The organism is Psychrobacillus soli, assembly GCF_006861775.1.
In the GTDB taxonomy this organism is placed as follows: Bacteria; Bacillota; Bacilli; order Bacillales_A; family Planococcaceae; genus Psychrobacillus; species Psychrobacillus soli.
In genome coordinates this window covers 67372-93768 of sequence record NZ_VDGG01000012.1, presented here as the reverse complement: position 1 = coordinate 93768, position 26397 = coordinate 67372, and the positions used below count along the sequence as shown (strand labels likewise).

Sequence of the window (26397 nt, the reverse complement as noted above, 5' to 3'; positions counted from 1 at the left end):
CAAAGGGAATATTGTCTCGTTCAACCATTTATTTTTCATATTAGATACTGATAAGTTAATCTTTACCATAGATTTTCGCTGTAGGCGACGACTCCTGCCGAGGCCAACAGGATGTTGGTCACGAAGGCGTTGCCACACGATGTAGCGCTCTTAGCCTTTGTTCCCCTGTGAGCAAATGAGACATCCCTACGACGCCTAAGCGGCGGGGATGGCTCATCGCTCACCCGGCGGAAAGCGTTCGACTGCAGCGAAAATCCCAGCGAACACTTTATTCAACTCACTACATCGCAGTATCCCTAAACTGCACTTAACATAAAAAGTGACACACCTATGCTGTTTAGAGAAAGGTATCCATATGCAATGGATCTTCTAAATTTACTAAAACATAAAAAAACGTTTGACTATAAGCTCCTAGTCAAACGTGTAAAGAATTTTTAGTATTCGTTAGCATTTTGATCAATGGCAACATGCTTGTAAATGAATTCTTTCAACTTTTCTTCCGAAAATGCTATCTCATAGATCAGAAGATTATCTTTCACATACGCTAATTTGTTTCCATCTGTTGATTCCGATTGAATATGAAGGATATTATCTATATACAGCACGCCTTCATTCGTGATGCGTTCTTTATCGTCTTCTTTGGCATTGTCAACTAGGCCTTCCTGCTTTAGCTCTTTCACCGCTTTTGCATAATTTTCTTGTAGACTATCCTGCAAGACATTTTCCAATTCCAGCATCGTTTGTTCATTTTCCTCTAAAAAGTTATACACATAATAGGCAAGTAATACTTGTTCTTTTAGCGTCAGCTTTCCCATTCATTGTCCTCCTCTATTTACCCTGTACAGTCATTATTCCTTTTCTCGTCCATTTTCAAACTTCCATTTCAGGATTTATATCTGGTTTGATCAATGTGTAAATAATGCCTCCAAAAATGAACAAAATACCAATAGATTGTAAAATAGATGGACGGAAATCTAAAATAATTGTATCGAGTAAAATAGCAACAACCGGATCAACAAAAACTAAAGCGGATATAACCACTGTTGATAGTTTGCGAAGACTATCAAAAAATAAATAATACACAAACCCCGTATGTATCAAGCCGGTTCCTAATATGTAAAGCCAATTCGAACCGCTTAAACCATGAAATACATCAAAGTTCATAAACGGAAATAAGAGTGCAATACCAATCATTGTCTGCAAAAACGTCATTGCGTATGCACTTAGTCCATTAATCCCTTTCCCCAGTAACATTGTCATCGCATAGCACAGCGCGGATAACAATGCCCACACAAAACCAGAACCAATAAATTGTGTTAATGAATAAAAGTTTTGTATGCCGATAATGAATATACTCCCGAGAAAACAAATAATAATTGCCAGTAAAGATGTAAAGGTCATCCTTTCCTTTAAAAACAAACTTCCTAATATTAACACGAAAATAGGTGCTAAATTATAAATAGATATAGCAACTGTAATCGACATTTCTTCAAACGCTTTAAATAAAAACACCCAATTTAACACTAAAAAGATACCGCAGACGAGCGTTTGTATGATTTCACGCTTGTTCCAGATTTCTACTTTGTATTGTCCAGAGATGAGCCAACATATACCTAAAAAAAGCGTAGCACAAATACATCGAACAAAAACTAGTTCGACTGCAGGAATACCAGTTTTTCCTGTAAAAAAACCAATAGAACCGAAAATCGCCATCGATAATGTCATTTTAAACATGGCCGCTCCATTCATAACTAGTCACCCTTTCACCTATTGTTTAATGTGAATTTATCACTCTATTTTATATGATTGCAAAAAAAGATGATTCCTTTTGTTTCGGAATCATCTTTTAGGCTACATTCGATCTATCGGTAACAACTGATGTTCTTTTGCTTTTGAGACAGCTTCCATTCGCGATTCTACACCTAGCTTAGAAAAAATTTTCGTTAAATGATGTTCTACCGTTCGCTGACTCATTGTTAAATTCCTAGCTATTATTTTATTTGTATAGCCATTTTCTATCTCTCTTAAAATAGCTTGTTCCTTTTCTGTTAGACGAATATTCACTAAAGGAGTCTCTTCTTCCAATACACTGGTTGGTACTTCCGTTCTCCTTAGTTGACGAAGTAACGATAAAGGGAGGACAACCTCTTCTCTTAATGCACAACGAATGGCTGTAATAATTTGTTCCCCCGTTGCCGTTTTACTTAAAAACCCTGAAACATTTGCTTCCATTAACAAATTATAATGTTGGTCTATATCAAACCCTGTATAAATCAAAATAATAGATTCTGGCTCTGTTTCCCTTATCAATTTCATCAGTTCCAAACCATTTAGATCAGGCATATACAAATCAATTAAATACACTTGATAGGTTGCCTGTTGTAAATGATCGATAACTTCTAAACTATTTGTCATAACAGTTGCATTCATATCTTTCTCTTGATCAATAAGTACTTTTGTGCCTTCGCTAACAGAAGGATGATCATCAACAATTAACACTTCAATCACTTCAAATCACCTTCCATTCCAACTTCAATTCTGACTTTCATCCCTTGATCTTTAGATGAAATTATCTCTAAGGATCCATTGATACTTCTAATTCGTTCTTTTATCCCAACTAACCCCATCGAACTAAATGAATCCCCCTCATTCTTTAGATCAAATCCAATACCGTCATCTTCATACACTAATGTTATTGACTGATCGACCTGATGTAAGTCTATACGCACTTCTTTTGCTTTTGAGTGCTTCATGGCATTATTGAGTAATTCTTGAACAACTCGATAAAATATAAGCTCCTTCTCCTTATTCAGATGAATTGTCTCACCAATCGAGACATGAAGTAGAAAGTTACAACGCAGTTTTGTTTGACGGATTAATTGATGTAAGGATTCCTTTAATCCTTGCTCATTGAGTAAAGGTGGTCGGAGTTCCATACATGTTTCTCTTATAAGATGGACATTATCTAACATCTGTTCTTTCATCCCGTTCAATTTATCTGTTAACGCTTGATCGTCAACCATCTTCCGTATACTATCCATTTCTCTTAGCAACTGCAACTGCTCTTGTAATATAGAATCATGCAAATCATTTGATAAACTTGCTCGTTCCTTTTCTGAAAGTGCAAATAGTAATCTCGATAGCCACATCGGATTTTCATTTGTTTCTTGCAATTTAAGTGCATCAATTTGTTCCACTAATCCTTCAATTAGTTTCATATTTTCCACTACTACACTTGCAAAGTAAGCCATCATTTCAATCCAAGTTTTCTCATCAATGTTTAATTTCGTTCCCGATTTTTTTTCATCACATAATATAACTTTTTTAACGCCAATATCACTACCAATGACTACAGCAAAACCTTTAGAAAAAGAGAAAATCTTTCCAACAGATTCATACTCCCATTCCACTTCTTCTAATTCTGTAAGATTCATAGAAGTTTCCGGTGAAGTATAGTGAACTTGCCAATCCTTCGTCGTTTGCTGTTGCTGAATCTCTACAAAAGTTGCACTTTGTACATCCAACGTATTTTCCATCTCTTTTAAGATTCGATCCACAACAACTTGAACTTTGTTTTCATCTTTTGTTTTATGAAAAAAAGTATACATATTCTTTTGTAAATCGCCTCTAGTTGAAAACATATATTTTCTGTTTTTATAATCCAACCATTCTTTCACGTACAGAAAGATAATACTTCCAGCAAAGAGCACAATAAAAAGCATCATAATTTCAACGGATGCTATGTTTTCCCCTAAAAATAATACTATTATTCCACACACTATGGACGAGAAAGGAAAAGTTAGTACAATATAATACTTGAACCGATCTAATATGTAGTCAATGTCGAATAACTTTTCCGCTAATTGCAAATAGATAAAACTAATTGGTATAAGTACTAAAAACATAACGGCTATTTCGGCATTTATAATATATCTAGAAAAAAGTACAACAGGAATTGCATACAACAATGCAAACGGACTAAAAGCTAAAATAAATATAAATACAAGTAACTTAACAGCTTGGTTGCCAGGTTTATTTTTATATTTAGAGTAGTTTTTAGTTAATAGGATGATGATAAGAATTAGCAAGAAACTAAATATCCCTAGCTCCATTAAAGAACGATAACTCTTCCACTCCGAAACTACTAACGTAATAATGTTTGCTACAAATATTATTACAGGGAGACTGTATAGTACTCGTAGATTTTTTGGTTTAATAAATGTTATATTAAATCGTTTCAAAAAAACATTTAAAAATTGGATATAAAAAATCAGACATCCTCCGAAAGTTATCCCATTAACTATTCGACCTACTATATCTCCTCGACTTGAAGCTGCTGCGCTACCATAGGCTACAGCAATACATAATAAAAACTGGATCAAAGTGAGTGCAGAAGGTTCTTCCTTTTGTTTTCTATATATATAAATGGCTACGTATACAGTCAAAAGCGTATAAGCAATTGGAAAGAATAAATGGGAGAAAAGCTGCTTTTTTTCCGATTTGAATGAAACGGAAAAGTTTTTCTCTTCGCCATTTTTATCTAAAAAAGTAAAGCTGCTCGCTGTTCTAATCACTTGTTCTTTTATAATCTGTTTGTTCTTATCCGGACTCTCGCCGTTTACTTCTAATAAAATATAGCCAAGATCAATGTCTTGGTTAAATCCCCATCCATTGTCGTGAACTTCATTTACTATCCATTGATTATTTTCATTTTTCACACCAATGGCAACAAGCGGTGACTGCATAGTAATATAAGATACATACACCATAAATAGAAGTACTGTGATTATTGGTATTATTATTTTTTTATCTAAACGTCTCATTTATCATCCATCTTTTTCATTTTATTTAACTATTAATCCCAATAAACTTTAGGCTTAGTGTCATCCTTCGAATACGCGTCTAAAATAGATTCAACCTCGTTCTCATGGATTCCTACTAAACTCACTTTATTCCCTTTCAAAAGCTCAAGTATTTCTGGATTTAAATTTAAGTATTGAATCATTTTCAACATTTTTCAATCCTCATTTCATAAAGTTTTGTAAAAACTCCAATTGATCATTTGAAAAATCCATTTTAGTAAATTGATCCTGCACTTTTTTTTGAAATAGAGTTTTAATAACTAATGCATATTTTAAAGCATCTGTATCTACCAATTTTCTTTGGATAACATGCTTATACTTTAAAAATTCTGCTTTACTCATCTCACTCTGATAATATTTAGTTACTATGTGCTCGCTATGTTTCTCAACATCTAGTAAATAAATAATGGGAAGTGAATATTTTTTATGGAGAATATCGTTTTTGTCATTCCATTCTTTCAAATCAGATACATCGTTATTGATTTGCCCTATCACTCCTAACCACTTGGAATAATTCTTTACTTCTTTTGGAGCATCGCCGTTTGCAATAACACACCCTACTAAACAAGCAAGAGATACTAATGATCCTGATTTTTCTTCGATCATTTGGATATAGTCATTCTCTTCCATGCATACGTTTAATAGATCTTTATGTTGGCCACTTATCGCTCTTAATGCTAGTCTTTCGATAATAGCTATTGCTTTATCTTTATAGGTGAAGTGCGTTTTTCTAATTGCTTGCATAGCCAAAAATAACAATGCTGTAGACCCGTTCAGCGATAAAACAGGATTATGCATCCACGGCTTATTTTCTGTATCCTTATCTTCTAGGTCGTCTAATATATCGAAGGAAAGTACTAATAGTTCAATAGCAGCGGCCACTTCTACTATTTCTTTGTCAAAAGACGTCGCATAATGCTCATAATGAAAAACGCATAACTCTCCAAATGGTTTATGTTTTCTCGAGCCATTTTGAACAAACTCTATTAATAATTCTTTTAAATCCTGCTGTTGGATATTCTCCACTATAATTTTTTCCATCGAAGCAGTAATCGCATTACTTTCCATTACCAGCAACACCTCACAATGCCCACATTAGCTAATATACCAAAAAACCTTACCTCTATTGTATATAATATCGGTTAATAGGTGGTCAAGTCACCCCCCTATAAACAATACGCATTGGCATATACCAATAAAAAATCCGGCATCTTGAATCGGTGAATCTTCTTCTATTTCTAACTGGATAAAAAACTCACCCTCTACATCTGCTTTCCATCTAGCAATTTCTTTGTCATTATATATAAAACGAGACCAGTCTTCTATTTCCTTGAGTATGTCGATTTGGAAGTTTCCATTTGTAATCATTAAATCTGGTACTAATTCTTTCCATTTATCATAAGCAACTATGTATTTTTCCTGCTGCAAGTAGTCGAAAGCTTCATAATATACTCTGCCTTTTTTTGAAACTTTCTTGCATGTGAAAATGGGCTGATCCTCAAGATTGTATATGTCATAGCGCAAAAAGTAACGAAAATCCATTGCTTTGTCGACAAATCTTTTTATCCCATTGGAGTAATGCCTTTGAAATTTATAGACTGCTATACCCTCTTCATTATATACAAAAGTAATGGGTGTTGTTTCGAGAGAAAGCGGCTGTGTGTATGTATATTTGTGCATAAGAAGTTCTCCTTTTTGTATAACCATAACATAAATACAACCTCCTTTAGATATTGAATTCTAAAGGAGGTTCTTTTAAACATTTTCGGCTTTCTTCTTTCCTATCATAGATTAAGAAAAACCGGTCCAAAGATGCCCGGTTTTTCTTAGCTAATATCATTTACATTTACGAGGACAAGTTTTACAATACTTGTTGCTATTTGTTAAATGCGAATAACAACAAGTGCTTCTTCTAACTTCTTTTCCTTGGGCTTCGCGATAAAATCTGTTTAATGGGTTTGTATTATAATCTCCGAACAAATGGCCAGGAGCTCGATTCATAATAAATTGAAAATCTTCCTTTGAACGATCAACTATCTCTATTGGTTCGTCCGTTAATACTGTTTCATACAACCAGGATATGTAAACCGCTATATTTTCCCATAGAATTAGTTTAGACACTTTCGTTGTTTTTGAAAGGAGATTTAGTATTGGGGAAATATGCTCTTTAAATAGTAATTCTATACAATTTGCACGCCACTCGTCTCTATCAGCTTGTAAAGTTTCCGACTCTAATTGATGAAAGTAGAAATTTGGCAACCAAAGTTTGTCACTTTCATCCGATTGTAGCGATACATTTTCATAAGAGATATTTAGTTTTTCGTTCCATGCCGTCATTGCATACAAATAAATAACTGTTAAAAATGAATAACGCTTCACAAATAATGATGCTGCAACTTTAGCATTTGAAGCCCCTATATGAGTACTAAGGATATCTAAGTAATTACTTATTGATTGGTCATCTACAATTTCACTAATTCCTATAGAAAGTGGCGAATGTATTTTTTCAGTTGTAAGACGCAGCTTACGGAGCTTATCCAGCTTAGAATCCAATTACAACACTACTTCCTTTAAAATACATCGCCCTTTTCCAAATGGAATACATAGTGGAGTTCCAAATAGTGGATCTACCGTTATCTGACAATCCATTCCAAATACATTCTTCACTAAAGGACAACTTATAATATGCTCCGGTTTCCCTTGTGCGTATATTTTTCGATCTTTTATCGCAACAATATTATCCGCATAGCGGCATGCTAAGTTTAAATCATGCAACACCATTACAATCGTTCTTTGCTCTTTCTCATTTAATTCGAAAAGTAAATCGAGAATTTCAATTTGATGCGTCATATCCAAATAAGTTGTAGGCTCATCCAAAAGAATAACGTCTGTATCTTGCGCTAAAGTCATCGCAATCCAAGCTCTCTGACGCTGCCCTCCCGATAGTGAATCTACAGGACGATCTTTTAAATCTTCAATCGCAGTAGCTTTCAATGCCTTTGTTACTTCTTCCTCATCTTTTTCTGTCCATTGCTTTAACCATGTTTGATAAGGGTATCTCCCCTGCTTTACTAGTTGAAGAACTGTAAGTCCCTCTGGTGCAATAGGCGATTGAGGAAGAATAGACATTTGTTTCGCAACATCCTTTGTAGACATTTTGGCAATTGCATTTCCTTCTAACAAAACCGCTCCATTTTTTGGTTTTAATAATCGAGCAATAGAACGAAGAAGTGTGGATTTTCCGCAACCATTCCCACCAATAAAAACGGTAATTTCACCTTTAGGAATTTGAAGATCTAATTCATTAATAATAATGCTATCGCCATACGAAAGGGTTAAGTTTTTTGTCTCAATCGCTGTCTTCATTTCATTCACTCCTTTTCCCAAATTTCTATATGAATCATCTATGCGTTACGCGTTTTAAACAATAAATAAATAAAATAGGGTGCTCCTATTCCCGCAGTAAACACGCCTGCTGGAATTTCTAAAGGAGAAAACATTGTTCTACCGATTAGATCCGCTAGCATAACTAATATAGCACCGATGAATGCAGACACGGGTAATAATGCTCCAAACGAAGAACCAACTAATCTTCTTGCCATATGAGGAGCCATTAAACCTACAAATCCAATACCACCTGCAAACGCTACTGATCCTCCTACAAGTGCCGTACTAATCAATAACAATAAAAAACGGTGACGCTGAATATTGCCCCCTACACCAGTCGCAATATCATCTCCAAGTTCTAAAATATTAATATTCTTTACCATAAAAAAGGCGATTAGAATAAAAATTATAGTCCATGGCACTAATATTGCTACATTGCTCCAGCTTGATCCATATACAGTACCTGTAATCCAAATATTAGCCTGACTCGCTCTATATATAGGACCCATGATCATCATTAAAGTTGTTAAAGCTTGCATAAGAGCAGAAATACCTATACCAATTAAAACAATCCTTATCGGTGATACTCCATTTTTCCATGCTAGGAAATAAACAAGCATTGCAATAAAACCTGCCCCAGCGAATGCAGCTAAAGGCATCCATTTAATACTTACTGTCAAAGCATTATTCTGATCACTAAAAAATGCTAAAAAACTTACTACCGCAACGGATGCTCCACCTGTAAGCCCTAGAACATCGGGTGATGCTAAGGGGTTACGAATGATTCCTTGGAGTATCCCTCCTGCAACCGCTAGTGCCATTCCTACTACTAGTGCAACAATAATCCTTGGTAAACGAAACGACTGAACGACAAGTGTCTCCATTTCTGTTCCTCCACCAAAAAACACCTTTAGAACAGCTAGTGGGCTTAGCTTCATATCACCCATTCCTGTACTTAAAACAAAAATAGCTCCTGCTACTATCAGCAAAACTATTAATACAATAGTTGCTTTATTATCTAAAAGAAAGGATACTTTTCCTTTCATCATTCTAAAATTTTTATATTGGCTCATCGTGCATTAAACCCCTTTCTTGCAATGTAGATAAAGAATGGAGTTCCAATAATAGCAGTCATTACACCAACGGGAACTTCCTGTGGCATAATAATATACCTCGCCATTATATCAGCAGCAAGTAATAGAATCCCCCCTAAAATACCAGCAAAAGGTATGAGCCAACGATGATCAATCCCAACGATAGATCTTGTTACGTGCGGAATAACAATGCCAATAAAACCAATCGGACCGGCAATTGCTACTGATCCTCCTGCTAACAGTATGACAATGATAGCGACCATTATCTTTAACAATCCTGTATTCAAACCTAATCCTTTTGCAACATCTTCTCCCATTGATAAAACGTTCATCTTGGAAGAGATGATAAGCGATCCTAGCCAACCAATCAATAAATAAGGTAAGACATTCGTTAAAATCTCCATTTTCCGTCCTTCTACAGATCCCGCTAACCAAAACAAAACTTGCTCGAAGGCCGCCTCATTAATAACTAGAAAACCTTGTGTAAAAGAAGCAAACATAGCTGAAATTGCTGCACCAGCTAATGTTAATTTCATCGGTGTTAATCCTTCTCTACCTGTAGAACCAATTGTATATACAGCGATCGCTGCGACAGTTGCCCCTAAAAAGGATATCCATGTAAATGCTTGCAGATTTCCTACAGAGAATAAAGTGACTGCTAGGACTACTGCGAACCCTGCCCCTGCATTTACACCAAAGATTCCAGGTGATGCAAGCGGGTTTTTCGTCAAAGTTTGCATAAGAACTCCAGAAATAGCTAAACTGCTCCCAACGGCGGCTGCGATTAATGACCGTGGCAATCTCACGGTTTCAATTATTATATGTTCGTTTGAACCGTTATTATTTTGAAAAGCATCCAAGACCATTCCCCACGTTGTATCCGTATATCCGTAAACAATGCTTGCACACATTAATAGTAGTAATAAAAAAATGGCAATGAACAATCCAATGAACCTTTGTCCATTATTTTTTAATAACATAACAAAAACCCTTCCAACAACTTATTAGTAAAGAATTTTACACACTTTAGTCTATTCGATGTTAAATACACTGTCAATGAGTCTGAAAATCATTTTCAATTACATATTGACATGTTCATAGGATGGTCTTATTATAAAACTTGTACTGAAAATGATTATCATTAACAACATAATTAGGGGGAACTATTTAGATGAAATCTTTTAAATTCATATTTGCTCTTATTTCAATCCTGAGCATTTTATTACTAGCTGCTTGTGGAAATTCGGAAGAAAAAGCAGACACAGAACAAGATACTGGAAATCAAACAGAAGACACAAGCTATACTATTGAACACGCAATGGGGTCGACTACTATTGATAAAACACCTGAAAAAGTAGTAATCCTTTCTAATGAGGGAACGGAAGCACTTCTTGCATTAGGAGTAACACCTGTAGGAGCTGTACAATCTTGGCTAGGTGATCCATGGTATGAGCATATTTCAGATAAAATGAAAGATGTAGAAGTTGTCGGAACTGAATCAGAAGTAAACCTAGAGAAAATTGCAGCTCTAAAACCAGATTTAATCATTGGTACGAAAATACGTCAAGAAGCTGTCTATGATCAATTAAGCGCTATTGCTCCAACCGTTTTTTCTGAGACGTTAAGAGGCGACTGGGAAGATAACTTCACATTATATGCAAAAGCTTTGAACCTTGAAGAACAAGGAACTGAAGTATTAAGTCAATTTGATGCACATGTAGAAAAAGTAAAACAAAGCCTTGGCGATAAAGTCAACCAAGAAATATCCATTGTTCGTTTCATGGCAGGAAAATCACGTATTTACTATACGGATTCCTTCTCCGGAGTTATTTTCGATAAATTAGGATTCCATCGTACCGCACCGCAAGCTGAGTTATTCGAAGCGGATACCAAACTAGGCAACCTGGCAATAGAAGTAGGGAAAGAAGTAATTCCTAAAATGGACGGAGATGTTCTATTCTACTTCACATATGCACCACAAGGTGATCAAGCTGCCCTTGACACAGCAAAAGAATGGACAAATGATCCACTTTGGAATAATTTAAATGCAGTGAAGAGCGGAAATGTTCACGAGGTTAGTGACGCTATTTGGAACACAGCAGGTGGAGTTTTAGCTGCTAACTTAATGTTAGATGATATTGAAGCTATTTTTGAAAATAAATAATTGCTTATAAAAGGCATCATTCCCTCGATTTTTTAAGGGAATGATGCCTTTTTCAACTTATATTTAGTAGATGTACATTCTATCTTCCACAACACCCTCCACGCTTAGTGTTTTTCACTACTTTTTTTCCATCTGCTAAAGTGTTTATTACAGTAGGGGTAGGGGTTTGGGTGGTGTTCGTAGAGGCTTTTTTAATATATTGAATACTTGCCTTATTCTTTTTCAATGTAATTCACCTCCATTGCTATGGTGTAGTATATTAAAACTAGCAAATAAAGGTAGGGCTAATATTATGTTTCTATTAAAAAAGGACATTCTAAATACGTTCGGTGTAAAATGTGGTAGCATTTTGCTTCGGGAGGTTCTGACTTAAAAGAGACAATTAGCATTTTAATAGTAGAATCTGGGTGGTTTATCATATCATAACTAGAAGGTATCGCTGCAGTAGTAGGGTGGGAGTGATAGATAGCTATCACATTTTCTTTTCGCTCTGCAATTTGCTCAAGCGTTTTTGCCACTTCTGTCTTGGAGACAAAAAAACGCCTATCCGATTTCAGTTCATTTTCTAATACCCAAAATGAATTTACTTTCCCATCAGTACCGGCAAGCAGCCCACACGATTCATACGGTAGTTGGTTACGTGCATGGTCTATCACTTCTTTTATAAGAAACTCAGAAATAATCACTTGGTTCATTTTCACTTTAATTTTTCTTTAAGAAGAAGTTAAAGAATGATAAAAAGTCTCTATTTTTTGTTTTATTTTCTGGTTGTTCGTTTACAATTGATTCATCCACTATTTCATTTACGATCTCACCTGTATCATCTTCTATTACTTCAACCGCATCTGCTACTTTCATCTCGTCTGTATCTTCTACTATAATCTCAACTACATCTTCTACTTTCATTTCAACTATATCTTCTATTTTCACTTCAGGTGCATCTGCTACTTTCATCTCAACTGTATCTTCTATCTCCATCTCGACTGCGTCTTCTACTATCACTTCACCCGCATCTGCTACTTTCATCTCAACTGTATCTTCTGTCTCCTCCACTATCGCCTCGTTCCGCACTATATTAGAAGATTCTCCAACGGCTGGATTTTCTTCAAGTCGGATATCATTTGGTGTCAATGAAAATGAAATAGAAGGATTTATTTTTACTTTTAATGGAATTGCTTGTTTCATTACAACTCTATTTAAAGTGTTCGTTGGTTTTGTATGAAAATTTCTAAACTGACTATTACTTACCTGAGTAGTATTAACGCCTATAGATGGGAAACTTCTTCTACCATTAGATTGATTGTCCCCCAAATCTATGCTTACTACAGGGTCTGGACTAGCCGTAATTTCTTGAATATCGTTTGCATTATTGAAAAAATCCTTAAATTGTTTGTAAGATAGTGGAAGAGTCGCTGTTGGAATCGGAGAAGTTAATGTCCCGGTATGATTAATTTCTTTTTCAATCTCGTTCTCCTCGTTTTCATTGGAGATATTGATCGAATCGTGTAAATCGACTAGCGTGTTTATACTTTCAATAAGGTCGTTCACGTCTTCCGATTTTAATAAATCCATAATTACTGAAATATCTTGACTCAACACCTCTACAGTTTGATTAATAGATTCAATCTGAACTGTAATATTTTTCACTCGTTCCCCATACTCCTCTTTTTGCATGTTTTCTATTTCATCTTTAACTTCTACTGAATTTCCAGCTTTTAATGAATTTAAAGTGTCTCTATAAATGGCGATTTTCTGTTTTAGGTTTTCGATGTCTTGAGTGGAGTATAGCTTAGAATCTTCCATTATTTTCACCCCTTTGCGGTATATGACTATACTATTAATGATGTTTACATTGCGTGACAAATTTTAACGGTTGGGCGTAAAGCCGTTTTGGGCTACAAATCTGGCCATACCACTCCCCAGGAATAATTGCTTCAGTGATGGGATGTATGCAGAAGTACAAGCACTAGGGTTAAGATGTAAATACATTTACCAATAAATCACTAAAACAATCAATTTAAATAATGCCCTCATAAGCACTTTACCTATACGCTTGAGCACTAACTCCATATGATACTTGTGTAAGCAAAAAAATAATGGAGGTTTTCGCAAATATGCAAGCAAAAAATTTAAGTGGTGGTCAAGAACTAATTTGTATAAACGTCGATAAGGTATATGATTGGATTGTGAAAGAAAAATCGTTTGATGTAACACTATCGGGTAGCACAATTACCTTTAATGCTGTTCCGGGATTACCAGAAGGTGCAGAGGTTGATTTAACACGTGCAAAAGTTAAATGTGAAGTTACTCCGCACCCAAGAAGACCGGTTGAAATATTAGATCGGGATGATCGACCATTTGTCATTGATGGAACCCCTGTTACACTTCAACAGCTTCATATTCGTAAAAATTTTATTGTTACAATTTGCGTGATTTTAGCAAACGGAACGGTATTGACTAGCCAAACAGGATATAATGATAATCCAGCTCTAAGGATTTCTCGTTGTGAAACTGTCACTATGTGTGCCCCTGAAGGAACAGATGTTGAAATTACGTACACAGATTTAGACTGTTTTGTATGTACTTTTAATATTAGTGATGATCCAGTTACAGTTCCAGCAACTGGAATAATCCCAATCGAATTTGATTCCCTAACCATCTCCGTAGTAACTTGCCAAAGCATCCAATCAACATTCCCTGTAACGGTAGAATTCTTAGCTGAGTTCTGTGAACCAAGAGATGATTTACCAACTGAATGCCCTGCACCAGTTCGTCCTCTACAATGCCCAGTTGTTTTTCCTTAATGTTGACGATGGTGATAATGGATAGGCACCAAACATATTATGAAGAGAGGATATTTCTCTCTTCATTTTTTTATAAAAGGGGTGCAAAGTAGTGGAATACGATACGATTGATGTAGAAGCAAAAATGGCAAAGCTACAACATGAAACGAAAGCATACTTAGATGAAATAAAAAAGTTAGTAGTTGAGCTTAATAATCCTGGCCAATCGGATATAATAAGCTATTTTACTTATTCATTGGATATATCCCATGATCCTACACAGGAAAGCTTATGCCTTGGGTCTTACCATGTAAAGAATATAGGAAATAAGTCGATTACAAATCCGTATCTATGTATCAAAATTTCGAAAGAATCACCTTTTTCTTTTTCCGGGAAGTACGTTTATGAAGATTTTAAACAATCATTAAAGGGTCCTGGAGGATGGCAACGCATAAATGAAAAAACGAATAAAGAGGAATATTGGCTGAAACCTTTAGGTAAATCATCCATTGAACCTAATGAAATCCTTTCGTTTTCCAATTTCCAGATTACTTGGTCTTCTGAAAAATCTTATGGAGGCAGTATTATGGGGTTTACATATAGTGACCAAATAGAAGAAGGAATCGCTGCGGTTAATCCCATCAGTTTGAACGGAACTATCCTTAAACAGGGGGATGAAAAATGAGAAACCCAAATGAAAATGAACAAGAAATATTATTAAAGAATTTAATACGTCGATTAATGGAGGAACAGCTGGACGAGCTAAAAGAAGAAAAAAAAGAAAATGACAATAGTTTTATCTTTTTAGAAAGCAATACATTGAATATGCTCATTGCTTATCTGTTAATAAACCAAACTAACCGAAAGAATGGAGAAGTGGCGGACGATAACAGTGGACTTTCTCAAGTGAAAATTTTGGAGGAACTGGACCGTATCACTGCAGATAACCAACAGGAATTTGAAGAAGTGATCACTCTATTAAAAGAAAAGTTATAATTTTTCTTCCTTATGGAACATTTGTGATGGGAGGTACTGACATGAATAGTGAAGATATCCAAAGTTATGATACGAAACAACTTCAACAAACGATTATTTACTTAAAAGCAGAACTAGCTAAATCTACCGATCGCCTTAAAAAATATGATGATACGCCTGATTATGTATTAATAGAAAAACTAGAGCAAGAAATTTTTCAATTATCGAACGAAAAAGACGCACTGTCTGATGCGTTGAACAAATTACAGGTAGAAATGGAAAAACAGACGCAGGATTATAAGGATCGTATAAATTTATATGATATGCAAAGAAAAACATCACTTACTACTATTAATCATCTGGAGAAAACCGCCACTGATTTACGGCAAATGAACAAACAGTTGACGGAAGTTATTAAAGTATTAAAAGACGGTTTCAATAACGATAAATATAGGACGCAAAAATATGACAAGCAAGTCTCTTCTCTTCATCAAAAGATCGCGGAATATAAACCGACCATTGAGCAGCTAGAGTATAACCTTGTTCATCTCGTTGAAGAAGCAAATAAACAAGTATACTCCCAAATAGAAAAATTAGATACAACCGTCAAAGACTATACGCAATACCAAAAAGAAAGAATGCATTTAATAAATGAAATAGAACAGAAAGATATAACTATAGAAGAGCTCCAACAGGAACTATTGAATGTAAAAGAACAAAATGAAAAAGAGTTGAACCAAAAAACCATTATTCAAGCTGTTACAGATGATGACTCACTTTCTTCCACAAGTATTTCTACTACAACCCCTGAAACATTTGTACAATTAGAACATCAAATAAAGGAAGTATTAGGAAAATCTTTAGATTTCGAAGAAAAATTGGATGCCAAGTTAATCATTATTAATGATTTAGAACAAAAATTAAATCAGCTTGCTATAGAAATTGACAACAGAACAAATCCTCGTCTCTAATACTCCAAAAAACAAAGCATTAAAAGAGGACTGCTCTCAAAAGACATTTATCAATGTCCATTGAGAGCAGTCCTTTTCCGTTCCCTAAAATAAATTATTTTACTTTCTTGTAACGATTCATTTGCTGTGTTAAAAATAAGAAAACACCAAGCAAAACTAGCAGTCCACCTACAATTTGCCATCCAACAAGACGTTCACCTAAGAAGATAGCTGCAAGTATCGTTGCCCCAACTGGCTCACCTAGAATACTCATGGAAATGGTAGTAGCATTTACGTAGTTTAACAACCAATTATTAATCACATGAGAAATCGTTGGTACGATTGCAAGTAAAACAAAAATACCCCATTCTTTCGCATCATATCCACCCATTGCTACATTTGTTACTAAGTTATAGACAATTAATGCAATCGCTGCGAACCCAAAAACACAAAAACTATAAATCCAGTGAGACACTTTTTTCACTGCATTTTGTCCGATTAATAAGTATCCGACAACGGCAATAACACTTAAAAAGGAAAGAATGTCTCCAATAATTGCATTTTTACTTAATCCGAAATCACCCCAACCGACCATTACAGCTCCTACAACAGCAATTCCCATCGTTGTCAAAGCGGCAGTTGTTGTTCTTTCTTTATATAAAAATGCTCCCCCTATCAATGCAACAATTGGTTGCAATGCTAGGATAATCGTCGAACTTGCGACCGTCGTCAACTTCAATGAACCAAACCAAAGTGCAAAATGGAGCGCTAAAAATAAACCAGCAAAAAAAAGTAAATACCATTCTTTTTTAGCTATCTTTTGAAACTCATTTCTTTTAAACCAAACAACCGGTACTAATAATAGACATGCCAAAATCATCCGATACATACTTAAAATAGTTGCTGGTGCCGTTGACCATTTCACAAAAATTGCGGCAAACGAAATCGCAACAATGGAAATGATTAAGGGTAACACAATAGACTTCGATGTATTTCCTTCGTTCACTTCTTTACCCGCCCTTTAATGTCCGTTATTTATATAAGTCTTATACTCATATAAATATACTGTATATGGGCAGAAATAGTAAATAGAAGTTACTTAAAATGATCCCGCCTCCATTTTCTATATTTATTCCAAATCCCTTTTCCACTTGTCGATACAAGCAGAGTTGTAGATAATGCTATTCCTGACAATGCAGTAACGAGGGTAATCCACTCAAAAAAGGTATAGTTGAACACGTTAGACCAATTAAAGTCTTCTTTCCAGTCCTCTATTACTAAATTCATCCCATAAATTCCAGATACGACCGTGTATACAGTTAAAATAAACAACAGCATATTATGACGTTTACCTGTTTGTTTTTCTTGCGCACGATATAAATCATCTACTGTTCGTTTTACTTCTCCAAAAAGTGGCTTTAAATAAAATACTTCACGCAACATATTTGTAAACTCTTTTCCTTCCGAACGAACCGATACTTCTTCAAAATAGTAACGCGAATCAAATTTAGATATAAGTTCGATTAACTCTTCCACGTACTGTTTGTCTTTAGCCCAACTCATCTCACTATATTCAAAAGACAGCCTCAATAACATAATTTTATAGTAAAAATGGAGCAATAAATTATAATAATGAATACTCATAAACTTGGCTATATCTTTCTTTAATATCTCTTTACTTTTTATAGAAATAGTCGTTTGTGTATGCACAGAAGTAATCGTATATGTATTTGGTGCCCATCTGTCATGTACCCGCTTCTCTAAATAGCGTTTAATATAGGCTGGATTAGTACTGGATATAAATTCCTTTCCCTCTGAATCTTTCCCATCCAATTGCCCCATTCGAAATAATTGATCATTCGTGATAGCTTGACCTCCAGCTGCTATTAAAAAAGCGGATGAAAGCATACGCTCATCTTCAAAAAACGGTAAGCTTCCATAATACCCTTCCATCTTTCTATTTTGTACTATAAACGGTTTTAAAAAAGGGCATAAATAATCTAAAATAAGTTGACTTGTTGTTGTGAATGTTTTATGTTGCTGATGAATATTTGTTCCTTTTTCTTCTTCCAGTTTAGGCTCTAATACGCGAAAATGACTCATAAAGTCTAACACATTCGTTAAGCTTTCTTGCTCTTTAGTCATTTCTGTTCGAACCGTTATAAGTCCAATACCAAAAGGACATAATATGATATCCACACTATTTATGATAAAGTCGAATTCATTTGTTTTCCCTTTTAAAGTAAAAGATTTCTTTATTTTTTTTGAATACCGAAGAAAACCCCTTTCGTTCACAGAGTGTGGAAATAATTTATCTTCAACAAAAGGTAAAAAAAACTGATCTAATTCTTCATGGTTTATTTGAATGCCTTCCCCGTAATAAAGGTCTTGAAGCTCATATTTGTCTAATTTGAAAAAAGTAAAATGCTGATTTCTCAAGCGTTCCATTAGTTTTGAACGTTCCTTCTCACGAAAAGAAAAAGGGAATAAATAATTCATGAAAGCATCTGTTATATCTAAGTGTTGAATACCTTCCATTCCCTCCATATAGATGACCTCCATATTCCTATAGATAGTTCTTTATACCACCAAGGATCAGACTCTAAACTGAAATACAGTCCTTCCTAATATTTATTTAGGAAGGACTGTATTTTAAATTATTTAATATTATTTTGATTGTTTTGGTTGTTACGATTGCTATTACGGTTATTTTGGTTGTCGTTTTTATTTTTTTCGTTACGTTGTGGATTGTTTAAATTTTCAAAGTTAAAATCCTCACCGAACTCGACCTCATTGTTTGGATTGTTTTGGTTTTTTTGATTGTTATTGCGGTTATTATTGTTTCCCATGGCTGTTCACCTCCTTGACCATATTAGAATGGTCAGAACAATGTGGATTATACTCAGTCAATTGTAAAGATTATATTTTTTCGTTTTTGTTAGGAAATGTTGTTATATCTGTTTCTTCTCCGAACTCTGTTTGTACATGTGGCTCTTTATCTTTCGCTTGGTTAGCAAACCACTCTTTTAGTTCGTTATAGGTCATACCAGAATTCGCATTTTGTCTTTTTACTTCTTCAATGTCTGTTCCGACGACCGTATACTTTTTTTGATTGTTTTCCATACTAGCGTCATCTCCTCTTCGTTTTTTAGATTAACCTATACAAAGATAGTCATACATTTCAGCCTTTCGAAAGTTGCGACAAAAAGCATCAAGTTCATACACAATCTTGGATTGTAAATGAACCTGTTGCTCCATATTTCATATTTGATTATAATTTTACTCAAAAATTTGTTTAATAAATCTAAAAACACTTTTTCAACTAATTTCGCTTTTTATTACAATATCCGCCTTTTGAATAGGATTTACTTCTTTAAAATAGTAATCCTCTCCCATCCAATATCTTCTCTCATATTTTTTTAATCGTTCATTCATATCCCCTATGTACGCATCTCTTTGTAAAACTCTCTCGCTTCGAACATTCTTTGGACAATCCAAGTAAATCAAATAATCAAAAAGCGATCTCCATTCTTTTCTCTGAAGAAAGATTCCTTCTATTAAAATGATCGTGCATTTTTCTATATTTATGCATTTCAAATAGCACTGATCATTTTCTTTATTGTAAAACTTTAAATGCAGAACATTTAACTTTTGATGAACTGCTTCAAAAAGTGTTTCTTTTATTCCTTTCACATCCCATTGCAGCCAGTAGTATTCACGCCACTCTGGACGACCCGTGTTATATCTTTTCGCCCGCTCTTCAATTAGATCATCGATATGGATGACTACTATCTTATGACCTTCTGAAGTAAGCTCTTTTGTAATATTCTTCGTTATCGTGGTTTTGCCTGCTCCACTTAATCCATCAATGCCAATAATAGTAGGTCGGTCAGTCTTTGCTAATTGTTTGATCATAGATAGATCCATTCAAGTCCCCCCTTGTAGTTTTGTAAAATCAATTGCTCTTTGTAAGGTATTCATTGTTATCAAAATAAATGCATTCATTGAGTTTCATTATTTCTAATTTTATTTTTTCAATATTGATCTATTTTCACCTCACTATTTTAGATGCATTAATGTTTTATACATCGCTTCGATCATTCTATGTATATAAATTCGTCACTAGCTGTATATTTCCTTCAACAACAAAAAAGCCGAATATTTCATAAATTCTCCGGCTTTTTTACTTATTAGTCTTATTCTAAAATAGGTATTGACTACTTGAAATAATTATATTAATATTATAACAATTTACTAGTAGAAGGGAATATATAACAAGCGTATCTAGTATCGTGCATTATTCAGACAAACTGGGATCAAACTTTAGTCGTTACATGCTCATCCTATCGGAGGGCTTTTTATTTTTTAAAAATTCGCAATATATTTAATGCAGTATACTAGGAGGTATTTCGAAATGAAACAGACGACAAAACAATATATAATCGAACGGATGTATAAGGCCTCGCAAGGACTTGCAAATGCAGTACTTGTAACATTAGGTATTGGCCTTCTTATTGAAACGTTCGGAACTTTTACTGGTTGGGAAGGATTTACAACAATCGGCAAGGCAGCGCAGCTAATGCTAGCACCCGCAATTGGTGCTGGAATCGCTTATCAACTAGGTGGAAATACATTAGTTATATTCAGTGCAATGGCATCTAGTACGATTGGTGCAAATGCCCTTCATATGAATGCAGAAGGTGCATGGATTTTAACTACAGGACAACCGATTAGTGCTGTAGTAGCTACCGTTATTGCAGTGTGGGTCGGAAAACGCATTGCTGGTAAGACAAAGTTAGATATGCTCGCTATCCCATTTGCCGCTATATTAGTGGGGGGAGTAGCAGGTGTTGGATTAGCAGCGGTTACTACCCCACTTTTAGAACAATTAAGTAGTTTCATTGCAAATTCTGTTTCAGGTTCTCCTCTTATGGGATCAATCGTTATCGGACTTGTTTGGAGTATTTTCCTTATGTCTCCTGCATCTTCTGCAGCTATTGCAATTGCTTTGCAGCTTGATCCAGTTTCGAGTGCAGCTGCACTTATCGGGTGTACCGCTCAGTTTGCTGGATGGACCGCGATGTCTTTCAAACAAAATGATTTAGGTGCAAATATTGCCCAATCATTTTTAACGCCAAAAGTACAAGTTCCAAATATCGTTAAAAACCCACTTCTTGTCATAGGACCATTTCTATCTTCTGTCATTTGTGCGCCAATCGCGATATTAATGTTTCACTTTGAAGTTCCTTATACATTAGCAGGACTTGGTCTTAACTCTTTTATTGCACCTTTAAATATTCTTGCGAACCAAGGTGTAATTGTTCTACTAATGTATATTGTATTAGGTGTCATTTTACCAGCAATCATTTCTCTTACTGTTTATCATTTGCTTAAAGCTAGAGGATTAGCTAAAACAGGGGATTTGCGTATGGAAATACAATAGTCTTTCATTTTTGACACAAGGTTCCGCATCCAATTGGAATCTTGTGTCTTTTTTCATGTATTTATTATGTTTGTTTACTTCTTTTTAGGGAATGCTATTTTTGTTATGTAATATACAGTTTGAGGGGGAACTATCAATTGTTAGATGCTAAAACAATCGAAATCGTTCAATCGACGGCACCTGTTCTAAAAGAACATAGTAATGCAATCGGAAAGAAATTTTATGAGTTATTATTTTCTAAAGCTCCAGATCTGTACAACCTATTCAATCAAACCAATCAAAAAAGAGGGATTCAACAAGAAGCGCTAGGTTTTGCTGTTTATGCAGCGGGTGAACATATTACTAATTTAGAAGCAATAAAACCTGTTATACAAAGAGTTACAGAGAAGCACCGGGCGATTGGAGTTGTACCGGAGCAATATCCAGTTGTAGGTGAAACATTACTGGAAGCGGTAAAGGCTGTCCTCGGTGATGCTGCGACAGATGAAATTATCGATGCTTGGGGAAAAGCATATGGTTATATTGCAGATGCCTTTATTGACATAGAAAAGAACTTGTATGATCAAGTAGAACATCAATCTGGCGGATGGGAAGGATTCCGTCGTTTTGTTATTGATCGAAAAGAAGTAGAAAGCGATACCGTTTATTCTTACTATTTAAAGCCACAAGATGGTAAACCTATCCCTACTTACGAGGCAGGGCAATACTTAACGTTAAAGGCAGAAATACCTGGCGAGAAATATAATCATATTCGACATTATAGTCTTTCGGATTCACCCGGCAAGGATTACTACCGCATTAGCGTTAAACGGGAGGATGCCCATAACAATGCGCCAGCAGGAATCGTCTCTAACTTCTTGGCAAATCAAATAGATGTTGGGGATACGCTTCAGTTCTCTGCTCCAGCAGGTGACTTTTTTCTCGAAAAGGTGGATGCCCAGGTTGTCCTTATTAGTGGTGGAATTGGAATTACACCTTTAGTTAGTATGCTAAATTCCATTGTAGAAAATCAAGCACAAAGGGAAGTCACATTTATCCATGCCACCGATAATCATAAGACACATGCTTTTAAAGAACATGTAAAACAATTAGCGAAAAATCATTCGAACGTGAAATCACTCGTTCTTTATAATACGCCAACAAAAGAGGATCTCCATGCCGCTGACTTCGACAAACAAGGATTTGTTGATTTGGACTTTTTACAAACGAATATCCCATCGAAAGACGCGCACTTCTATTTTTGTGGACCTATTCCCTTCTTGGAGGCAGTTAATAGAACTTTGAATGAATGGGGTGTAGCAGAAGATCATATTCATTTCGAAGTATTTAATCCGATTGCCATTTTGGGTGGTCAGAAATAGTAAGCCCTTTCCCTTACTACTGTTAAATACAATCATTAATATACTGTATAGTTAACAAACGAAAAACGCTTGACAATCCCCTGAATTGAGTGTAAATTCAAAATAATAAGTAAAAGCGATGAAGAGAAAAAGTAAAATGGTAGGATTTTTTACAAGAGAGCTTCGGTAGCTGAAAAGAAGCAGAAATACCTCGTTTGAACAATGGCCTCTGAGCTCTACATTGAACACGCAAATGATTTGCGCTTGAGATGTAAGCGGGATTTGGTACCCGTTATCAATACCACAGTCTAGAATCTATATTGATAGGATTCTGTACTTGATGAGGTCGCTTATGTGAATAAGTGACGAATAAAGGTGGTAACACGAGTAGTAATCTCGTCCTTTTCAATCTATACGATTGATGAGGACGGGATTTTTTTATCTTCATTCACAACTTTAAACAAATAATACAATAGGAGAGTGTGTAACGTGACAGAAGGATTATTAGTTTTACAATCAGATTTTGGAATTAGTGATGGTGCTGTAAGCGCAATGCACGGGGTTGCAAACTCTGTACAACGCGGCTTGCCTATTTTCGACTTAACTCATCAAATACCACAGTATAATATTTGGGAAGCATCTTATCGATTATTACAAACGATTAATTACTGGCCCGAGCAAACAGTGTTTGTATCCATTGTGGATCCAGGAGTAGGTTCTGATCGAAAAAGTGTTGTAGCCCAAACAGTGAAGGGACAATATATCGTAACACCAGATAATGGAACATTAACTCATGTGAATAAATTTATCGGTATTAAAGAAGTACGTGAAATTGATGAAACGGTAAATAGACTTCCAAACTCTGGTGAATCACATACTTTCCACGGTCGTGATATTTATGCTTATACGGGGGCTCGTCTTGCTTCAGGCTTTATTCCATTCGAAGACGTTGGACCATCTCTTCCTTTATCATCCATTATAGAATTTCCGTTAAAAGACTCAACGTTTGAAAATGAAGAACTTGCTGGCATTGTCGATATTATCGATCGTCCATTTGGAAACCTTTGGACAAATATAAGCCGAACACAGTTTAAACAATTGGACGCAGTTTACGGAGAGTCATTCCAAGTGTCCATATCGACAAATGGGCATACAATTTATGAAAATGCACTGTTATACGGTCGCTCGTTTGCAGCTACTAATGTCGGAGAACCCCTTTTATATGTAAATTCTTTAGATAATATTGCTATCGCCATCAACCAACAATCTTTTGCAGAAACTTATGGTGTTGGTACTGGGATGAACTGGGAGGTGATCATTCGAAAAACATCTCCAGCTGTAGTTAATTAATGTGTAATTTTTGCAGTTATCCCGCTGACTTTGCTTTTCCTCGTAATAAAATCAACTTATTTCTATCTATAAAAAATCCCTCTTTGGCTTCATGAACAAAGAGGGATTAATTATTTATTAAGCGTTAACAGCTTCTGTAGTTAACGATTTTGCAATCGCAGTTACTCTTTCAAGTCCTTCTGCAACGATTTGTTCTGCTTTATCTGGCATTGCATTATGTCCTTCGATGATTACTTCTTCTATAGACATTCCGAATACACCGCCAAATACATTACGCATATAAGTAGCTGCCATTTCCATTGGTGCCGACTCAGGTGTAGAGTAAATTCCTCCACGTGCACTTAATAGAATTGCTTTTTTCTCCGGCATCAAGCTAATTAATTGGCCTTCTGGGCTGTATTTAAATGCGTATCCTGCTTGATACGTATAATCTACGAATGTTTGTAATTTTGCTGGAATTGTTAAGTTCCATAATGGGAAAGCGAAAACAACTACATCAGCAGCTGTTAGAGCATCCATCGCTTTTTGTTTAGCAGCTAGTAGGCGTTGCTCTAAATCAGATAACTCTTCCCCGTTTTGTGTTTTTCCAAATGCATTGAACAAATCTTGTCCAAAGTATGGCATATCTTCTGCAAACACGTCAAAAGTTGTTACATTCAAATCTTTCGCGTCTTTTACTGTTTCCATGAAAGTTTCATACATTTTGCTTGATATAGCTTCCGTCGCTGGACGGTTATTTGCTTTTACTACTAGTATATTCATTTCTTAGTTCCTCCAAAGTTGTTTTAATTTCTATTGATACCAATACATCTGGCTCACAAGAAAATATTCTAGCACAATAAATAGTTCGAAATCTAGTAATTTGACTTAAAGACTTTTTTGATAGATAAAAGTGTCTATTTGATAGTACAAACTCGAATTGATCCATGCATTACCCGTAATAAAAACACAAATAAGCATGTATCAAAAAAGCTGTTTAACAAGGATTTCTCCTAAGTTAAACAGCTTTTTTATTACGCTTCATCACTTCCGTTCCGATTACACCTACTATTAAAATAATGAACGAAATGCCACTATAGTCTGTAAAAAAAGTAATAAACGGTGTATCTAAAAATCTAAAAACCATCGTAACAATCCGTCCTATTAGTAACACCACACCAATTATAAAAATCCAATTAAATACTTGTTCTAAAAATTTCAATATTTTCTCCTTTCATTACATAGTTGATTTTGTATAAGACTTACTAATTCATCGGTATACGGCGATTATTTTTTTATTTGATTGACCAATCAATTATTATCATATTAAATGATACAAGGTCAAATAGAAAACCTAAGAGTATTCCTTTGCTGATCTAATAACAAATAGCCACCCTTTAAAAAAGGTGGATGATTTATCCTATAAGAATAGTAATAGCACTATAAACTAATAGCAAAGCCATCACTACATTAAACTGACTTTTATACTTTGAAATAAACTCTTTAAAAATGGAACCAAACATACTCCAACTACTAGTTGACAGGATGGATATAGCGGCTAGCAATAATGAATAAAAAAGTAAGCTAAAATGAGAACTATTATATGGCAGAACAAAAGTTGACATGGCGGTTATACCATATAATATTGCCTTTGGATTTATAAATTGCAAAACCACTCCTACATAAAAACTGTTGTTATTGCCTCCATCTGTGTCGTTACCATTATTTTTACTAGTAACAATTTTTATCGCGAGATACAACATATAAGCTGCACCTATAAGCTTCATTAAAAATTCTATTTTAGGAATTACACTATGAAGCAGCAGATTAAAATAAGCACTTAGAATTAATATGACAAAAAAGCCTACACCTACCCCCAAGCAAAATCTAAATGTTTTCTTAAACCCATACTTGTTCGCAAATAACATGGCCATAATATTATTTGGACCTGGGGTAAAACTAGAAACAAAAGCATATAACAGCAGTGAAAATAACGACATATAAGAACCCCTTTCTCTCGCGTATGTTATAATGTCCCATATGATCAATATAACGTTTTACGCTTTATTG

General features: G+C 35.0%; 29 protein-coding genes and 1 other annotated feature. Of the genes, 8 read left to right on the top strand and 21 right to left on the bottom strand.

Annotated elements, in window-relative coordinates; translation table 11 throughout:
• Positions 1-434 precede the first annotated feature (434 nt).
• The 11 genes from FG383_RS07475 to FG383_RS07425 form a co-directional block, all read right to left on the bottom strand.
• The gene (locus FG383_RS07475) at positions 435-815 is read right to left on the bottom strand and encodes a hypothetical protein (RefSeq protein ID WP_142606494.1); all 381 of its coding nucleotides are present in this window, start codon (positions 813-815) and stop codon (positions 435-437) included.
• A 55-nt stretch (positions 816-870) separates the two neighbouring features.
• A complete protein-coding gene (locus tag FG383_RS07470) occupies positions 871-1749 on the bottom strand; it encodes a DMT family transporter (protein WP_142606492.1) in 879 nt (292 codons plus the stop codon).
• A 102-nt stretch (positions 1750-1851) separates the two neighbouring features.
• Positions 1852-2508 (bottom strand): response regulator, encoded by a 657-nt coding sequence (locus tag FG383_RS07465; RefSeq protein ID WP_142606490.1) that lies wholly within the window; start codon positions 2506-2508, stop codon positions 1852-1854.
• Positions 2505-4823 carry a sensor histidine kinase gene (locus tag FG383_RS07460; protein WP_142606488.1) on the bottom strand — a complete coding sequence of 773 codons (2319 nt, stop codon included), beginning with the start codon at positions 4821-4823 and terminating at the stop codon, positions 2505-2507. The genes FG383_RS07465 and FG383_RS07460 overlap by 4 nt, the downstream gene beginning before the upstream one ends.
• A gap of 32 nt (positions 4824-4855) precedes the next feature.
• Positions 4856-5014, bottom strand: a complete 159-nt coding sequence (gene comX, locus FG383_RS07455) for a competence pheromone ComX (RefSeq protein ID WP_142606486.1) — start codon at positions 5012-5014, stop codon at positions 4856-4858.
• 10 nt (positions 5015-5024) lie between these two features.
• Positions 5025-5930 (bottom strand): polyprenyl synthetase family protein, encoded by a 906-nt coding sequence (locus FG383_RS07450; protein WP_142606484.1) that lies wholly within the window; start codon positions 5928-5930, stop codon positions 5025-5027.
• A gap of 90 nt (positions 5931-6020) precedes the next feature.
• Positions 6021-6569 (bottom strand): tubby C-terminal domain-like protein, encoded by a 549-nt coding sequence (locus tag FG383_RS07445; protein ID WP_142606482.1) that lies wholly within the window; start codon positions 6567-6569, stop codon positions 6021-6023.
• 129 nt (positions 6570-6698) lie between these two features.
• Entirely contained in the window at positions 6699-7415 is a 717-nt protein-coding gene (locus FG383_RS07440; protein ID WP_142606480.1) for an IucA/IucC family C-terminal-domain containing protein, read from the bottom strand.
• Positions 7416-8228 (bottom strand): ABC transporter ATP-binding protein, encoded by an 813-nt coding sequence (locus tag FG383_RS07435; RefSeq protein WP_142606479.1) that lies wholly within the window; start codon positions 8226-8228, stop codon positions 7416-7418.
• A gap of 38 nt (positions 8229-8266) precedes the next feature.
• Positions 8267-9322, bottom strand: a complete 1056-nt coding sequence (locus tag FG383_RS07430; RefSeq protein WP_142606477.1) for a FecCD family ABC transporter permease — start codon at positions 9320-9322, stop codon at positions 8267-8269.
• Positions 9319-10323 (bottom strand): FecCD family ABC transporter permease, encoded by a 1005-nt coding sequence (locus tag FG383_RS07425; protein WP_142606475.1) that lies wholly within the window; start codon positions 10321-10323, stop codon positions 9319-9321. The genes FG383_RS07430 and FG383_RS07425 overlap by 4 nt, the downstream gene beginning before the upstream one ends.
• A 191-nt stretch (positions 10324-10514) precedes the next feature.
• On the opposite strand from FG383_RS07425, the gene FG383_RS07420 reads away from it, so the two are divergent.
• Complete coding sequence (locus FG383_RS07420; protein ID WP_142606473.1) at positions 10515-11507, top strand: ABC transporter substrate-binding protein; 993 nt, start codon at positions 10515-10517, stop codon at positions 11505-11507.
• 290 nt (positions 11508-11797) lie between these two features.
• On the opposite strand, the gene FG383_RS07415 is transcribed toward FG383_RS07420, so the two are convergent.
• Together FG383_RS07415 and FG383_RS07410 are read right to left on the bottom strand one after the other, a co-directional pair.
• Complete coding sequence (locus FG383_RS07415) at positions 11798-12202, bottom strand: M67 family metallopeptidase (RefSeq protein ID WP_246096902.1); 405 nt, start codon at positions 12200-12202, stop codon at positions 11798-11800.
• Positions 12203-12209: 7 nt separating this feature from the next.
• The gene (locus tag FG383_RS07410; RefSeq protein WP_142606469.1) at positions 12210-13310 is read right to left on the bottom strand and encodes a hypothetical protein; all 1101 of its coding nucleotides are present in this window, start codon (positions 13308-13310) and stop codon (positions 12210-12212) included.
• Positions 13311-13621: 311 nt separating this feature from the next.
• Here FG383_RS07410 and FG383_RS07405 point away from each other — a divergent pair, with 311 nt between their 5' ends.
• From FG383_RS07405 to FG383_RS07390, 4 genes are all read left to right on the top strand, one after another.
• The gene (locus tag FG383_RS07405; RefSeq protein ID WP_142606467.1) at positions 13622-14311 is read left to right on the top strand and encodes a BMQ_0737 family morphogenetic spore coat protein; all 690 of its coding nucleotides are present in this window, start codon (positions 13622-13624) and stop codon (positions 14309-14311) included.
• A 91-nt stretch (positions 14312-14402) separates the two neighbouring features.
• A complete protein-coding gene (locus FG383_RS07400; RefSeq protein WP_246096898.1) occupies positions 14403-14975 on the top strand; it encodes a hypothetical protein in 573 nt (190 codons plus the stop codon).
• Positions 14972-15286 carry a hypothetical protein gene (locus FG383_RS07395; RefSeq protein WP_142606465.1) on the top strand — a complete coding sequence of 105 codons (315 nt, stop codon included), beginning with the start codon at positions 14972-14974 and terminating at the stop codon, positions 15284-15286. Before FG383_RS07400 ends, FG383_RS07395 begins: the two co-directional genes overlap by 4 nt.
• A gap of 41 nt (positions 15287-15327) precedes the next feature.
• A complete protein-coding gene (locus FG383_RS07390; RefSeq protein ID WP_142606463.1) occupies positions 15328-16236 on the top strand; it encodes a coiled-coil domain-containing protein in 909 nt (302 codons plus the stop codon).
• 94 nt (positions 16237-16330) lie between these two features.
• On the opposite strand, the gene FG383_RS07385 is transcribed toward FG383_RS07390, so the two are convergent.
• From FG383_RS07385 to FG383_RS07365, 5 genes are all read right to left on the bottom strand, one after another.
• Positions 16331-17221, bottom strand: a complete 891-nt coding sequence (locus FG383_RS07385) for a DMT family transporter (protein ID WP_142606461.1) — start codon at positions 17219-17221, stop codon at positions 16331-16333.
• A gap of 89 nt (positions 17222-17310) precedes the next feature.
• Entirely contained in the window at positions 17311-18762 is a 1452-nt protein-coding gene (locus tag FG383_RS07380) for a hypothetical protein (protein WP_142606459.1), read from the bottom strand.
• A 110-nt stretch (positions 18763-18872) separates the two neighbouring features.
• Positions 18873-19064 (bottom strand): histidinol-phosphatase, encoded by a 192-nt coding sequence (locus FG383_RS07375; RefSeq protein WP_142606457.1) that lies wholly within the window; start codon positions 19062-19064, stop codon positions 18873-18875.
• A 70-nt stretch (positions 19065-19134) separates the two neighbouring features.
• Complete coding sequence (locus FG383_RS07370; RefSeq protein WP_142606455.1) at positions 19135-19338, bottom strand: hypothetical protein; 204 nt, start codon at positions 19336-19338, stop codon at positions 19135-19137.
• Positions 19339-19533: 195 nt separating this feature from the next.
• The gene (locus FG383_RS07365; protein WP_142606453.1) at positions 19534-20142 is read right to left on the bottom strand and encodes a kinase; all 609 of its coding nucleotides are present in this window, start codon (positions 20140-20142) and stop codon (positions 19534-19536) included.
• Between the two features lie 487 nt (positions 20143-20629).
• Here FG383_RS07365 and FG383_RS07360 point away from each other — a divergent pair, with 487 nt between their 5' ends.
• The 3 genes from FG383_RS07360 (at position 20630) to FG383_RS07350 (ending at position 24348) form a co-directional block, all read left to right on the top strand.
• A complete protein-coding gene (locus FG383_RS07360; RefSeq protein WP_142606451.1) occupies positions 20630-21658 on the top strand; it encodes a PTS sugar transporter subunit IIC in 1029 nt (342 codons plus the stop codon).
• A gap of 137 nt (positions 21659-21795) precedes the next feature.
• Positions 21796-23019, top strand: coding sequence for an NO-inducible flavohemoprotein (gene hmpA / locus FG383_RS07355; protein WP_142606449.1), 1224 nt, complete (start codon positions 21796-21798; stop codon positions 23017-23019).
• A 109-nt stretch (positions 23020-23128) separates the two neighbouring features.
• Positions 23129-23405: a binding site (T-box leader), on the top strand.
• Positions 23406-23487: 82 nt separating this feature from the next.
• Positions 23488-24348 (top strand): SAM hydrolase/SAM-dependent halogenase family protein, encoded by an 861-nt coding sequence (locus FG383_RS07350; protein WP_142606448.1) that lies wholly within the window; start codon positions 23488-23490, stop codon positions 24346-24348.
• A 117-nt stretch (positions 24349-24465) separates the two neighbouring features.
• Here the strand turns inward: FG383_RS07350 and FG383_RS07345 are convergent, their stop codons facing one another.
• The 3 genes from FG383_RS07345 to FG383_RS07335 form a co-directional block, all read right to left on the bottom strand.
• Positions 24466-25110 carry an FMN-dependent NADH-azoreductase gene (locus FG383_RS07345; protein WP_142606446.1) on the bottom strand — a complete coding sequence of 215 codons (645 nt, stop codon included), beginning with the start codon at positions 25108-25110 and terminating at the stop codon, positions 24466-24468.
• A 235-nt stretch (positions 25111-25345) separates the two neighbouring features.
• Positions 25346-25549 (bottom strand): hypothetical protein, encoded by a 204-nt coding sequence (locus FG383_RS07340; RefSeq protein WP_142606444.1) that lies wholly within the window; start codon positions 25547-25549, stop codon positions 25346-25348.
• Positions 25550-25742: 193 nt separating this feature from the next.
• On the bottom strand, positions 25743-26327 hold the full coding sequence (locus FG383_RS07335) for a LysE family transporter (RefSeq protein ID WP_142606442.1): 585 nt from the start codon (positions 26325-26327) through the stop codon (positions 25743-25745).
• Positions 26328-26397: the final 70 nt, after the last annotated feature.

What these genes read in the sequence shown, in the direction of transcription:
- FG383_RS07475 (WP_142606494.1), bottom strand. Translation starts at nt 815, where the DNA reads ATGGGAAAGCTGACGCTAAAAGAACAAGTATTACTTGCCTATTATGTG.
- FG383_RS07470 (WP_142606492.1), bottom strand. Translation starts at nt 1,749, where the DNA reads ATGAATGGAGCGGCCATGTTTAAAATGACATTATCGATGGCGATTTTC.
- FG383_RS07460 (WP_142606488.1), bottom strand. Translation starts at nt 4,823, where the DNA reads ATGAGACGTTTAGATAAAAAAATAATAATACCAATAATCACAGTACTT.
- comX (WP_142606486.1), bottom strand. Translation starts at nt 5,014, where the DNA reads ATGTTGAAAATGATTCAATACTTAAATTTAAATCCAGAAATACTTGAG.
- FG383_RS07450 (WP_142606484.1), bottom strand. Translation starts at nt 5,930, where the DNA reads ATGGAAAGTAATGCGATTACTGCTTCGATGGAAAAAATTATAGTGGAG.
- FG383_RS07445 (WP_142606482.1), bottom strand. Translation starts at nt 6,569, where the DNA reads ATGGTTATACAAAAAGGAGAACTTCTTATGCACAAATATACATACACA.
- FG383_RS07435 (WP_142606479.1), bottom strand. Translation starts at nt 8,228, where the DNA reads ATGAAGACAGCGATTGAGACAAAAAACTTAACCCTTTCGTATGGCGAT.
- FG383_RS07430 (WP_142606477.1), bottom strand. Translation starts at nt 9,322, where the DNA reads ATGAGCCAATATAAAAATTTTAGAATGATGAAAGGAAAAGTATCCTTT.
- FG383_RS07425 (WP_142606475.1), bottom strand. Translation starts at nt 10,323, where the DNA reads ATGTTATTAAAAAATAATGGACAAAGGTTCATTGGATTGTTCATTGCC.
- FG383_RS07420 (WP_142606473.1), top strand. Translation starts at nt 10,515, where the DNA reads ATGAAATCTTTTAAATTCATATTTGCTCTTATTTCAATCCTGAGCATT.
- FG383_RS07415 (WP_246096902.1), bottom strand. Translation starts at nt 12,202, where the DNA reads ATGAACCAAGTGATTATTTCTGAGTTTCTTATAAAAGAAGTGATAGAC.
- FG383_RS07410 (WP_142606469.1), bottom strand. Translation starts at nt 13,310, where the DNA reads ATGGAAGATTCTAAGCTATACTCCACTCAAGACATCGAAAACCTAAAA.
- FG383_RS07405 (WP_142606467.1), top strand. Translation starts at nt 13,622, where the DNA reads ATGCAAGCAAAAAATTTAAGTGGTGGTCAAGAACTAATTTGTATAAAC.
- FG383_RS07395 (WP_142606465.1), top strand. Translation starts at nt 14,972, where the DNA reads ATGAGAAACCCAAATGAAAATGAACAAGAAATATTATTAAAGAATTTA.
- FG383_RS07390 (WP_142606463.1), top strand. Translation starts at nt 15,328, where the DNA reads ATGAATAGTGAAGATATCCAAAGTTATGATACGAAACAACTTCAACAA.
- FG383_RS07380 (WP_142606459.1), bottom strand. Translation starts at nt 18,762, where the DNA reads ATGGAGGGAATGGAAGGTATTCAACACTTAGATATAACAGATGCTTTC.
- FG383_RS07375 (WP_142606457.1), bottom strand. Translation starts at nt 19,064, where the DNA reads ATGGGAAACAATAATAACCGCAATAACAATCAAAAAAACCAAAACAAT.
- FG383_RS07370 (WP_142606455.1), bottom strand. Translation starts at nt 19,338, where the DNA reads ATGGAAAACAATCAAAAAAAGTATACGGTCGTCGGAACAGACATTGAA.
- FG383_RS07365 (WP_142606453.1), bottom strand. Translation starts at nt 20,142, where the DNA reads ATGGATCTATCTATGATCAAACAATTAGCAAAGACTGACCGACCTACT.
- FG383_RS07360 (WP_142606451.1), top strand. Translation starts at nt 20,630, where the DNA reads ATGAAACAGACGACAAAACAATATATAATCGAACGGATGTATAAGGCC.
- FG383_RS07345 (WP_142606446.1), bottom strand. Translation starts at nt 25,110, where the DNA reads ATGAATATACTAGTAGTAAAAGCAAATAACCGTCCAGCGACGGAAGCT.
- FG383_RS07335 (WP_142606442.1), bottom strand. Translation starts at nt 26,327, where the DNA reads ATGTCGTTATTTTCACTGCTGTTATATGCTTTTGTTTCTAGTTTTACC.